We start from the raw sequence: 12,267 nt of genomic DNA on the forward strand, positions 1-12,267 counted from the left end.
ATCTTTCGGGCATGCGGGGACTATACACGTTCGATCGGGAAGTCGGACTCCGTCAGCCGGGAATACTCGACCTCCCGGAACGTAGCTCCTTGCTGATGTCTCTAGCCGACCCTGAACGGCCACCGTCCCCCCGCTCACGAACGACTCTTTACCGATTTGCTGCGGACGTCCGAAACCCACCCATGCGCGCGCCGTTCAAACGGGTCGACCCGCTTCAAAGGCGGTATCCGCATCTGAAGGGTCCTGGCAGCGCTGCCTGACCCAACGCAGGCCGCCTCCGGAAAATGCGGGATGGTTCAGGGTGAAACCTGCCCAAGAGGTGTTCCGGGGTGGGTACTCCTGTTACCTTGTGGACTCAGACGGCTATCCATGGGAGGTCGCGCACAACCCGCTCTCCTGGGTCGGCCCGAAAGATGAAGATGGAGAGCCCAGGCATGCAGCCGACCCTAGGGCTGTGCACGGGTGAGGTCCGGCGTATGGAAGACGTCACCATGAAGTTGATGGCTTTACTGCTCCTGGTTGCTGCCGCCAACGCAGCGGCGGAATCTGCGCCGGCGTTGCACCTGTGTTTGCCTTATGTGGAGAAATCACCCGTCGGGGAACCGACAGGATCGTGGCTGGCGAGTTTGCATCCAATTGACCGAATCAGGTGCCATCAGGCTTGAGAACTTCACGCAGGCGAACGTCGGCAGCGTAATTCGCATTGTCATCGGTGATCGCGAATTCTCAAGAGCCGGAATCGCGGCGCCGATAGACAGTGGAAAGTTGCAGGGCACATTCAGTTCGCAGACGGCAGCCCTGGTATGGCAGCGAATGCTGGCCGGGGAATTTCCGGTAACGCCATGCGGGGTTGAGAGCGCAGAAATTGCAATCGGTCACTGAGGTAGGACAGCGGAATCGCGCCACAAAAGACCATGACGATCCGGAATTCGTCCCAAGAGCCATCTACCGCTCCCGCCATCGGGGTCTATCGCGCTCTCCTGTATGGCTTAGTGGTCCTGCTGGCAGTGGCCTGCTCGCCATCAGTGGACAAGCAGGGCAGCGCGGGCGAGTGGCTTGTTGATCTCAATTCGGTCTATTGCAGCGCCCTGCCCGTGGCCAGCTTCTCAGCCGACAAGGACTGGATGTTGTTCTGGATTCGGCATTTCCGTGGTGACCCGAGCACGGGCAGTCGCACATCGGTGATGTCGCCAGCCCTGCTGCAGTTCGAAAGCCGACGGCTTGTGCTGCCCGCCGGACCGGCCGATCGATCCGAAGGTCTCTCGTTTTCTCCATCCAGCCTGTGTTGGGATGACGCCGAAAAGGGGGTGTACGTGCGTGGCAGCGGGCGGCGAGCGGCTACCGAGCGCCCTTGGTATCGCGCCGAACTCAAACTGGACTCCGAACTGGTACCAGTTGCCTCACCACCCGAATCCTGTCGTCAGCCGCTCGAAGTCGAGTGGCAGTCGCACCGGGATCCGGTTATTCCAAACCAAGCCCGCGGCGATCTGGAGATTATTCGTGACGGCTGCTGCGCGGTCGAACTGCGCCGACGTAGTGATGGCCTTCTGCTCGCTCGCCACGAGGCCCGAAGCGCGCTGTCGGACTTGGTCATGGTCAGCCGCTATGCTTGGTCCGAGTCCATGACTCGACTGGCTTACAGGGTGAGCGAGGAAATCAGTTGGTGGTTCGGCCGACCCACGCGGAGCTTCGTGGTTGAACGGCGCGGTCAACCTACGCCGTTGCGCGGTCAGGTCTTCGCCTTCGTGTGGCGTGGAGATGACGAACTGATCGCGTGCGCCGGGCGTTCTTCTGACGGAAGCGACGGCAGGGGCACGAGCCTGAAACTCTGGCGCTTCGAAACAGCCCATCATTGACGCGCGATGAGCACCGGAAAGACGACGATTGCGAGTTCTGCCCGGCGCCGGGGTGGCCCAGCCTCGGCCTGGCTCTATCCCGTCGCCCTGATCCTCATATTCTCGGGTCTTGTAGGCCTGTTGCCCTCCGCCATCCTGGGTGAGGGCTTGCTGGAGTGGGCGCTTATCGCTGTGGTCGTTCTTGCCCTGGCCACCAACCTCATTTTTGCCCGAGTCCCGCAAGTCACCCCGGAACGAACCCTCTGGGATTTCGTGGTGATTGCGCTGGTTGCGGTCTTGCTGACCAGTTTTTACTGGTTCCGCGTTGCGCTGGGCGTTTCGGGCTGGGATGTGATCGGCCTCAAGATCGTCATGGGCCTCGCGTGGTGGTTGCCCGCCGTGGCCTTTGCTGTGCTCTATCGGCACCCGGGAGAACGCTGGCTGGAGCAGGGGCGGGGGCGCTTCCTTGCGCGGGTTTCGGTAGCGGTGGTCGCCAGTCTAGCCGGTCTGCCCACCCAGAGTGTATTGAAGGAACAGCACGCGTTGCACGTTGAGCACGCCGGGCTTCCCCAAGCGGTCGAAGAACTGGCGGCGCGCACGCTGCCCGATGGCGCGACGATGCGTTTCGAGCTCGAGGGTCGTGTGCTCACCTTGCACGTTGGCTGGCCCGAACGGGGCGCGGGTGGGAGCTACCGCCAGCTCGCGATGCTGATCAATTTGGCAGGAGATGCGGGACGTATGCAACCGGGAGGCGCCGATCGCCTGGTCCGGCGCGTGAATGTTGACCGAGTGAATCTGGAGGTCCGCAGGGGTGATCAGATTCTGGCAACCATGGACTGGCCGCAGGCCGGCCTGCAACGTGGCGCGCAGGCACTGGAGATCGACTACGACGCCGCCGGGCTGAGCCGGCTTCCGGATCAGGCCGACCTGGACGATCTCCTGCGCAGCCTGCCGCCGCACGTCCGAACCGGGGAGCTGTGCAGCCGCGCGCTGGACGAGCAGGTGTGGATCGGGCGCTGTAACGAGATTCCGAGCCCGGTGACCGCTCAGGAGTTTCGTGCCTTGAAACGTGACTGGAGCGGCGCCAACATCCTGATCCGGGAGCTCAGCCGGGTCTTCCCGGCGATCAGCGGGTTTCGGCTGGAGCTCGCGGGTTACGAGCTGGACGTCCCCCCGCCTGCTGCGGCCGACTGGGTTGACGCACGAAAATGGCTCCCAGTGCCCGATGGGACGGCGCGCCTATGGGTTTCGGACGACCCGGATGGGCAACCGCCGGAAGCGGAGTCGACGGCGGCGCCGGTAAACGTTGTTTGGCGGGACGGGCACTGGGGGCCCGGGCATAACCACGTCGAACTGTGGCCTTGGCAAGTCGGGGAACTATCGGCGGCTGGACTCAGAATCTACCTCCTGGAACTCTCCCCAGAGGGCGGGTTGCGTCTTTTCCTCGAGCCGATCGACCCCCGCTCTGGCGTCCCAAACGCTGTCACGCTGATGCCCGGCGAGTCGATCGACTGGGAAGACATCCACCTGCGTCATCTCGGTTGGTAAGCCTTTCGGTTACAGGCCTTTCAGTCGGTCAGTGTGAAATGTTTCAGTGCGGCCACATCCGTCACCCGGCCTTCGAGCATTAGCTTGAACAGGACTTCGGGATCGTGCGTTGGCAACCCCTCCAGCGGGTGGATGATGAATCGCAAGGAGGAGGCGATCCAGTCTTCGTAAAGCTCCACCGCTTAAGGCGTTGCTTTAGTGCGTCGAGCTGGGGACTCGCCAGCGGTGAGAGGTTGAAGGCTATCCCTCGCTGAGCATTGACAAGCGGACTCGGGGCATCCCCCGAGAGTTGCTGCCTTTCTTCCATTCCCGGCTAAATGGCTATGAGTGAATGAAGGTCAGAAACGTTCTCCAGCGGGCCTCATACGACAATATGTCACCGCCGAATGACAATCGCACCCTTGGGGCAGCGCTCAAGTAAAAGATCCGTGATCAGTTTGAAATCGGCAGCCTGGGTATAGATCAGGTTTCGTGTCATGTTGCGGGCAATCAGCTTGATCACGCACTTGCGCTCGTAGATCACGACCTTGCGAACGCGCTTGAACGGCGTGTGCATGCTTTTGCGGGACAAGGCGAGCAGGCTGGCGCCGGCGGCCGAGGGATTGCCGGAGGCCAGCCCTGCCAGGAAGCCGACCCGCGCCATCAGATCGGTGCGCTTGACGCCTCTGGACGGCATCTCGATGTGATCGATACCCTTGTCATCCATCTCGAACAGGATGGAGTAGCGTCCGCCGCTCATCAGCACGTAGATCGGATAAGCGATGATCATCAGACAGAGCATGATGCCGGCAACGATCGCATAGACCTGGCCAAAGGCCTGCAAACCCCGCATGAATGACCCTTCCAGGGTCTCGATCACCAGGAGCAGCAGGGCCGGCATCAGGGCGGCCAGCAGGGTGATCTTGAGAAGCATCATGGGGATGACGGTATCCCGCCATAGACTGACATCATGGAGCCATCGGTACTCCGTGCCACGCCGGGTGATGTTTTCCGAAACTCTCTCGACGCTGTGGCCGACTGATTCCGGTGACCCATCGGCAACGTCTGCGCCCCTGGTGGTATTGTCTTTCATGATTCTCTATCCAGCCCTTGTGTTTGTGGCGTGACCCCTGTCAGTCAACACTGGGCGCCCAGCCGCCGAACGGGTTTCCCGATCCCTGAGAGGGTGGTCTTTCTACCAGAACATTGGTTTTACGTCCGCGTTCGAACTCATATTGGTAATGGATTTCGCCATCCCTGTAGTAGGTATATACGCCATGCGGGACGAATCGCAGGGTCGGTGCCTCCTCTGGCGAACCCATCAGCATTTGTCGGCACTCATCCGGTATGATCTTCTCGACATGATATCCCGTGGCCCCGCCCATATACGCCGAGAGATTTCGGAAAAGCTGTTGCCGCTCAGGTGCGGGCAGTTGATCTATCCAGGCTCGGCTGACCAGCATGAAGCCCTGCTGCCTATAGTCATCCTGAAGCTCGAATACCCGATTGATACAGGGGTCCTGCCAAGGGAGTTCATAGGTGACGCTGTGCAATGTGCGAACCAGATCTCTCCTCAGACGACCGGTTGGCTCAATCGTTTTCTTGACCACTTCTGGGCCCAGGCCTTCGTAATTGACATCGAATGAGGCCAGTGTGGTGCCTTCGTATGTGAGGTTGACCTTGTATCTCAGTGAAAGCTGAGACGGGTTCCCAATGGGAAAGGCCCATACCCACGTCGAGTAGTCACCGGTGGAATCTCGATCGGTCGCATTGAGAAGAGTCAGCCTATTGTGGAGGGTGTCTATCTCGGGTGGGCTTTCGGTAATTCCCAGCCCGAAGCGATGTATTCCCCCGCGGGAGTCAAAAGCCTGATGCAGACCCAGAAGGTTGTTGTCGCCCATGTACACGTAAACAGGTCGGCCAGTCTCGGGTACCAGTTCCACCTCGACACGTTCCATCCATTCTTCGATGCTGGAATGCTCCGTTGCATCACGCCAGTGCCCCAGCAGTTCCTCTTCCAACGTGAACTGCAGCAACTTGCCGGAGGGGGCATTGTCATGAAAGTTCACCTCGGCCCAGGCGGTGACATCTTGAGCCCCGATGAATCCGTTCGGACGGCGTACGGGAATACCCAACAGGTCATCCCGGCGCATGGAACCTCCACCCTCGGGTGATCCAAACACGATGCCATTACCGATGCGGCGCTCAGTCTCCGGACTGAATTCGCGCACCACGAACTGCCTCGACAGGTCTTCCGCACGTATGAGCACATCGAGTTTGTCGTAATCCACGAACAACTTGAATCGACCGTGGCCGCTCACCGTATAGGATCCACTTGCCTGTTCCGGGCGGTGATTCGTGAACCCATCCATGTTGACAACGAAGGCCATCGGTGGCCGGTGGAATCGGTCATGTTGCCAGAACCATGCACTGGCGTTCCGGTATCCAGTGGTGCTCCCTTCGCTGCGTAGTGATTCAATGCTCTGCAATTCGGCGTGGTCAATGTAATAGCTCATGACCATGTCAGTGAGCATGCCGGCGTATTCCAGGGTGTCCAACGACAGCAAGGCTTCTGGGGCGCCGTCCAGAACCACCTTGCCCAGCAATTTGTTGCCGCTGTAAAGCGTGAGGGTGCTCGATACGGAGGCGATCCCTGCGTCGGAAAGCCGCTGGGCCTGTGGCTCGACGAATGCACGTTCGATGATGGGGGCCACCACCGAATACCCGGAATACAGGGCGGCACCCGTGCCTGCAACCGGCGCGCCAAAGGCCAGCTTGCCAAGGCCCAGGAGATAGCTTGCGCCGCCCACGGCATTTTTCAGCATGGAGTAGTATTCGTGGGTGCTGTACTCGTAGATCCTGGGGGAATAGAGCCGGAGCGTGACGTGGGTCTTGTGCCGGCCGGGTTCGATTTGCAGGTAGTCCAGCAGCGCCTGCTGGAAATAGTCTATGGTCGGCTGATGAGGATACGCAGCGGGGCTGATGACATAATCGCCCGGAATCTGGAGGTCCAGGTGGGGCTGGTGGCCGAAGAAAGGCAATACACGTACATCAAAACCCGGCAGCAGCACCTGATCCTCGCCTTCCAGTATGGCCTTTGTCAGACGCAACCCCCAGGGTGCGAAGGTGCCCAGGTAGTATTCGGTCATGTCCCGCAGGGAGAGCTCACCCCCATAAACGTGATCCCTTGAAAAACCTGCGAGTCGTGAATCTGTTCCAGTCTGGTCGGCGAATCCTTGGTCCTGGCCATCCTGATCGAGTGCACGGACCGCCCGGGCAGCACGATCCAGGTGATGCAAGCCGTCAAGATAGCGTCGGCTGGCCGTCCTCGCTCCTTGCTCATGTCCGAGGCGCATGGCGGCATCAGCCCGCAGGAACATGAGGCGGGCACATAGCAATTCCCGGGCGGCATCAAGGTCGGCGTTTTGGCTGTCTTCTTGGCTGTCTTCCATACAACAGGGCAGTTCCGGGACAATGCCGCCCCCATGGCTACTTCTCGCGGTGGCCGAACGGACAAGCAGACCCAGCCAGCGCGGTGAGGTGGGTGGAGGGTACAGCCCCGCCTGGGAATCCCGTTGAAACGCCGCCAGGAAGGCGGCCTGGTCGGTGAGGCGGAGTTGTTCGAGGTGTGCCATTCGGGCAAGCGGATGCTCCGCGCCTGCGAGTTCCGGTTCGCCCGCCTCGGGCGCGTCGGCCACCGTCAATAGCCAGGGCATCGGAACACGTTCGAGGTTGACCGCGAGCCCCGGGTCACCATTGGGCAGGGTCACGTTCCTGGCCGGCAACCGAATCCACTCACCCAAGGAAAAGAACATGACGGCCGGATTCTCTCCCGAGGCCGGCAACTGAATCTCAACGGGCTTGCCGGGGGGGGCCGGCATCACCCCGTCCACGGCGATGGCGGTCCCTTTTTGCTCGAACGGCGCCGTGGAAGGCGGGTTGGGTATCTCCCGCAGATCCAGCGTGACATCTTGATGCAAGGCTCCCTCCGGGGAGATCAGCACGGTGCCGGAGGCATGTTCGACCCGGTCTCCTTCAGCGGTGGGAGCGAGGCCGGACTCGGGTAAGGAGGTCAATGAAGGCGGGCTGGGCCTGGCAGCGGGTTGCGGCTGCTGTGCCTTCAGCCGCTGGTAACGTTGATAGGCGTTCCGGTATTCGGTGAGTGCTTCCTGTTGAGCTCGTCCCAGATCAGGCTCGTCTCCACCGCCTCCGGTGACAAGCGATGTGTAGCGCTCGTATGCGCGCCGGTACTCGGCATAGGCCTGCTCCAGTTCAGACGTGGCATCCGGTGCGAGTCCCGAATCCTGCTGGGCCAATAACATGAACTCCGAGGCCCGAGCATCTTTCAAGAGGCCGCCGCCAAGCAGGACGATTACCGTCAGCATCATGACCAGGCATCGAGCGATCTCATGAACAGGATTGGTGGCTGTCCCCGTATTGGGCCACGTGACGTGGACCCAATCCGCCTGAGTGCCCGGCTGGATTGAACCAGTCCGGCTGTAGTGATGAATCGTGCGGGGCGTCTGAGGCATGCTTGAGCTCTCCGACAAGGGTACGATCATGTCTGCCAGGGCACTGAATTCAGGATTTGCCGTCTGATTAGATCTCACAGTGTCTCCGGCAGGGCTGTCAGGTACAGGTCGTAGCCTCCGCTGCCACCCGGGCGATTGGATGAAAACAGCAGGAGTCGCCAGGGATAGTAGAGTTCTCCCTGGTCGAAGAACCATCGTTTCAGAAGGAGCGGTCGGAACTCGTCAGCCTTGGTGTTGAGCGAGACGCCTTCGGGCAGGAACTGCTGCAGATTCCGGGGTGATTGCCAACGGTCACCGCGAAAGCGCGTCACGAACAGATCGAACTGCCCGTGGCGGTCGGAAGCAAAGACCAGCAGATCGCCGGCCACATGAGGCGCCAGGGTGTCACCGTGCTCGGCCCACTCATCGACGGGCTCGATGAGCCCGGCGAGCGTCTTGTCGCCCAGCCATGCGCGGAAGTCGGTGTTGCCATCGGGATTGTCAAACCGATAGATGCGATACCGTCCCGAGCGGTTGGAACTGAAGTAGAGTTGGTGGCGACGATAATCGTAGGTGAGGTAGGCCTCATCAGACTTCGCTGTGTTGGCAAAAAACGGTCGTGCCTCACCCTTTTCATCCACAAAGTAAAGGTTTCGATTTCCTTCGTGATCGGAGTCGAATACCCACCCTACGTCCCACCACGGAAACATACTGATCCGCACGCAATCGCGCTGACCCAGCGGTCGGCCCCTGCGGTCTGGATGGAAGAGACCAATGCGCAGGACGTAGGAGACTGCCGCTGTCCTTTCGGTCAGCAAGGCAGTCGGCCCCCGCTGGTTACCCGGAAGTTCTGGAATCGAGGGGAAGCGGCCCTGTCGCCGGGCCTGGATCATCGGTGGCCCGGGCCCCTGGTCGCGGCGCTGGTGATAGGGGCTTTGAAGGATCTCCAGGTGGCCTTCGACAATATCAAATTCCGCACCGTGTTGGTGTGCATTGCTGGCGAAGGCCAGGGGAATCACATAGTGTAGTGGCGGAGGTGGGGCAGCCACATTGAAATCATCATAGGGGGTATTGAGACCTTCGATCGAGTGAATGCCCGGCGTCATCTCCAGACGGTTGTCCAGGCCGTAATCCAGCACACAGCCCGTGGCAGCCGGGCAAAGAATGAGAAGAACTGGCAGCAAGCGGGCCCATCCCGTTATTGCCTTGGTGCCATGGCAACTTTCCATAGGCGGGCCTGCACGGTTGACCAGGCCCAAGTTGAAAGCGGACCCTGGTTCATTTATGCAGCCCCGAAGACAAAACCGTTCTCGCGAAGATGGATCAATGTTCCATTTCATGCGATCAGTGTCATGTGCCAATGGCACTTGGGCAAGTCGACTGATTGTCGACCAAACGCCCGCGTCTTTGGCGAAGAAGGAGTTGGTGCTTGCGACAGCCTGTGCAAGGCGTGGCAATGTGGCCTGGAAAAGTGACGCTGTTCGCCCATGGGTACTGGGCGGAGCATTGTTACCCCTGCCTCATCCTGGCCTCCCGCCCTCGCTGAGGCGAAATAAAGAGGTCGTCCCACACTGAGTTCCCCAAAAGGTGGGAATAACCTGTCGGGTTCGGAGCGGTTTGCGGCCGCTGGTCAGTGCAGGGCAAATGCCCGGTCTGGGCCGGCCACTGCCAACAGCATTCATCAGTTGTCGCAAGCCGACCCGAAGCGGACGGCAGAGGTAGATGTGGCGAGGTCCGTTCCCTCTCACACTGCGGACATGCTGTAGGCTCGTATCCGTAAGACCATGATTTCGAGCCGGCCAATATCTGGCGGATGGCCATTCCGGGCTTAAAAGGTGGCGATTGTTCTCCTGGACGTAGTCCCATCAAGGAAGGTAGGTCTGGGCGCAATGCATGCCCCATGCAGGGCGATGTTCCCTGCGAGACGTGGGTCCTGGATGTGAGGGGGCAGACGGTCAGAGACTGGCACGTGCGGAAGGTGGTGGTCTTCTGGCGACCAATGCAGATGCGGTCAGCGCGTTTGCGTTTCGCCGGCCGACGAGGCGTATGCTGAGCATGCCCCCCCCCAGGGTGATTGAGGCTCACCGACGGCTCCCAGCGCCAGGAGGTACCAGCCCGCCGCCACCGTTAAATCCTTGTCGCGAGTGTAAACGTGACGAGCTTTGATGGATGGGGTCATCGCGGCGCGCATTCGGGCAGTCCGGATCACCAGGGGACGGCCGGTGGCGCTGGCAACGCCCTGGAGTCCTGATTTGGAAACATTGGGCTCGCGGATTTGATGGCGCGCCGTGGTATCGACTAGGCTCTTGAAGCGCTGTCATGCCACTCCGCAGCCCGGGAGGAGCAAAGACTTGAAACAGCCGGTCGTCGTGATTACCGGTGGCACCCGTGGCATCGGCTATGGTCTGGTGCGTGCCTTTCTGCAACGCCAATGCAGGGTGATGACCTGCGGTCGCGATGCCGAACAACTGGCGCAAGGCTTGTGGCGACTGCGAGACGCAACCGCTGCCGATGAGGCCCGGTTACAGGGGCAGACCTGCGATGTCGCCGACCCCTCAGCTTTGCAGAGGCTCTGGGATGCTGCGGTCGAGCATTTCGGCGGCGTGGATATCTGGATCAATAATGCCGCCGTCAACTCGCATGAAGTGGATTTCTGGGAGCATGACCCAGCCACAATCGAGCAGTTGATACGCATCAATCTGCTCGGCACCCTGCACGGCTGCCACATTGCGGCACGCGGCATGCTCGCCCAGGGTCATGGCCGGATTTACACCCTCGAGGGCTGGGGAAGCAGCAACGAGCGTCGCCGCGGCAGTACGCTATACGGTACCAGCAAGGCCGCACTGCGTTATTTCACCCGTTCCCTTGCTGATGAGCTGCAAGGCACGCCCGTCCGGCTGGGCAGTATCAACCCCGGGGTGGTGCCGACCGATCTGCTCGCATTGAGTATCCACGACGGCAAGGCCCGGCAAATACGTCGCTTTATCAACATCTTTGGTGACACTGTTGATACCGTCGCCCCAGGGCTCGCCGAACGCGTGCTGAACGATCGTCGCCATGGTAGCCGCATCCGCTGGCTGACACCCGGGCGGGCCATCGGGCGATTGCTGCTGGCACCGTTTCGTCAACGAACCATCATTGCGCCCGATTCAGGTACCGGGCCTGGCGACACGGTCAAGGAGGACCGTGAAGACCCGGGCCGATGATCAGCGCATGATCCTTCGGGCAGATCTCCTGCCCTGGGTGCATTCAGCCTCGGGCCGGGCCGGCGTTCATCAGGGCACGTGTGGCATCGGCCAGCAGCAGGCAGGCCAGGGAATCGTGAGCCGTATCCTGAGTGGTGCGTGAGAACGCTTCGTGACTCTTGTTCCACACTCCGATGCATGGGTTCTCGAATGAAATACCACGGCTTCGCTCGGTTTCGCCTCCCGGCCCGCGCGCTGCCCTTGATGGCCGTGCTTGCAACACCCGTGGCCGCGGACGGCAGGGGCGGGGCGCACTCCACGCCGGAACCTGCGTCAGCACCTCTTGGGGGTGATTCGCCCAGTCATAGCGTGTTCGTGTATGCGGGCCAATGGAGCGACAACCGCCTTGGCGAAATCCTGACCACACGCACCAACTTCCGCAGTTCTTACCTGGTGGCGGCCGGATTATCAGGCGTCTTGCACGGATTCAGCGAGCACCTGGACCTGGAAGGCGAGATCAACGCGGCACAGCACTGGGGGAAACAGCACCACCTTGAAATCAATGCGGCCGCCAGCCTGCGCTGGCGCACCTTCCCCTGGGATCATTACCTGGATACGTCCTTTGCCCACGGTCTTGGTCCATCGTATGCATTCGAACGGCCGCCCGTCGAGTCACGCGGGGACCAACGCGCGAGTCGCGTGCTGGTGTTTATGATGACGGAGTTGGCATTCGCACCGCCAAAGGCATCTTACACCGCGTGGGAGGGCTTCATCCGAATCCATCACCCTTCCGGAGCCTATGACATTGTCAGCAAGGCGTCGGGTTCGAATTTCGTCACTTTCGGTCTCCGCCATCGCTTTTGAACAATACTTGCGGGCAGGGTGACGCCTCTCACGAATCGGACATGAGCAGCCCGATCGCCAGCGGGGCAGGCATCAGTTGTCTCGACGCGACCCAAACCGGGCATGTGGCCTGCACTGACCAGCGACCCCAAACCGCTCTGAACCGGACAGGTTATTCCCACCTTTGGGGGACTCAGTTCGGGACAACATCTTTGTCTCGCCTTAGAGAGGGGGGGATGGGAGGCCTCGGATAGAGCGGGACGTAACATCATCCAACCGCCCGGGCGGTAGCGGCGGCTATGACCTGTATCTGACAGCCCTACTGGAGACACTGTGAGACACGGAATCAGACGGCAGATTCTGAAT

10 protein-coding genes are annotated in these 12,267 nt (G+C 60.7%); 5 read left to right on the plus strand and 5 right to left on the minus strand.

Going from position 1 to position 12,267, the window contains the following annotated elements; all coding sequences use genetic code 11:
- Nucleotides 1-576 precede the first annotated feature (576 nt).
- From LPW30_RS16210 to LPW30_RS07975, 3 genes are read left to right on the plus strand one after another with little or no spacing between them, the layout of a single operon-like run.
- Nucleotides 577-882 (plus strand): SecDF P1 head subdomain-containing protein, encoded by a 306-nt coding sequence (locus LPW30_RS16210; RefSeq protein ID WP_419398060.1) that lies wholly within the window; start codon nt 577-579, stop codon nt 880-882.
- A gap of 32 nt (nt 883-914) precedes the next feature.
- Nucleotides 915-1,856, plus strand: a complete 942-nt coding sequence (locus LPW30_RS07970) for a hypothetical protein (RefSeq protein WP_238625979.1) — start codon at nt 915-917, stop codon at nt 1,854-1,856.
- A gap of 6 nt (nt 1,857-1,862) precedes the next feature.
- Nucleotides 1,863-3,383 (plus strand): hypothetical protein, encoded by a 1,521-nt coding sequence (locus LPW30_RS07975; RefSeq protein WP_238625980.1) that lies wholly within the window; start codon nt 1,863-1,865, stop codon nt 3,381-3,383.
- Between the two features lie 20 nt (nt 3,384-3,403).
- Here the strand turns inward: LPW30_RS07975 and LPW30_RS16020 are convergent, their stop codons facing one another.
- The 4 genes from LPW30_RS16020 to LPW30_RS07990 all read right to left on the minus strand — a co-directional run bounded on the left by LPW30_RS16020 (nt 3,404) and on the right by LPW30_RS07990 (nt 9,057).
- On the minus strand, nt 3,404-3,529 hold the full coding sequence (locus tag LPW30_RS16020; protein WP_274521658.1) for a hypothetical protein: 126 nt from the start codon (nt 3,527-3,529) through the stop codon (nt 3,404-3,406).
- A gap of 230 nt (nt 3,530-3,759) precedes the next feature.
- Nucleotides 3,760-4,455, minus strand: coding sequence for a hypothetical protein (locus LPW30_RS07980; RefSeq protein WP_239680566.1), 696 nt, complete (start codon nt 4,453-4,455; stop codon nt 3,760-3,762).
- Between the two features lie 40 nt (nt 4,456-4,495).
- Nucleotides 4,496-7,894, minus strand: a complete 3,399-nt coding sequence (locus LPW30_RS07985) for a hypothetical protein (RefSeq protein ID WP_239680567.1) — start codon at nt 7,892-7,894, stop codon at nt 4,496-4,498.
- A 74-nt stretch (nt 7,895-7,968) separates the two neighbouring features.
- Nucleotides 7,969-9,057, minus strand: a complete 1,089-nt coding sequence (locus tag LPW30_RS07990; protein ID WP_239680568.1) for a TolB family protein — start codon at nt 9,055-9,057, stop codon at nt 7,969-7,971.
- 1,167 nt (nt 9,058-10,224) lie between these two features.
- On the opposite strand from LPW30_RS07990, the gene LPW30_RS07995 reads away from it, so the two are divergent.
- Nucleotides 10,225-11,079 (plus strand): SDR family NAD(P)-dependent oxidoreductase, encoded by an 855-nt coding sequence (locus LPW30_RS07995; RefSeq protein WP_025282978.1) that lies wholly within the window; start codon nt 10,225-10,227, stop codon nt 11,077-11,079.
- Between the two features lie 43 nt (nt 11,080-11,122).
- Here LPW30_RS07995 and LPW30_RS16025 read toward each other — a convergent pair whose 3' ends face one another.
- Nucleotides 11,123-11,248 carry a hypothetical protein gene (locus tag LPW30_RS16025; RefSeq protein ID WP_274520734.1) on the minus strand — a complete coding sequence of 42 codons (126 nt, stop codon included), beginning with the start codon at nt 11,246-11,248 and terminating at the stop codon, nt 11,123-11,125.
- A 20-nt stretch (nt 11,249-11,268) separates the two neighbouring features.
- Here LPW30_RS16025 and LPW30_RS08000 point away from each other — a divergent pair, with 20 nt between their 5' ends.
- Complete coding sequence (locus tag LPW30_RS08000; RefSeq protein WP_239680569.1) at nt 11,269-11,922, plus strand: hypothetical protein; 654 nt, start codon at nt 11,269-11,271, stop codon at nt 11,920-11,922.
- The last annotated feature ends 345 nt before the right edge of the window (nt 11,923-12,267 follow it).

The organism is Ectothiorhodospira variabilis, from assembly GCF_022227625.1.
In the GTDB taxonomy this organism is placed as follows: Bacteria; Pseudomonadota; Gammaproteobacteria; order Ectothiorhodospirales; family Ectothiorhodospiraceae; genus Ectothiorhodospira; species Ectothiorhodospira haloalkaliphila.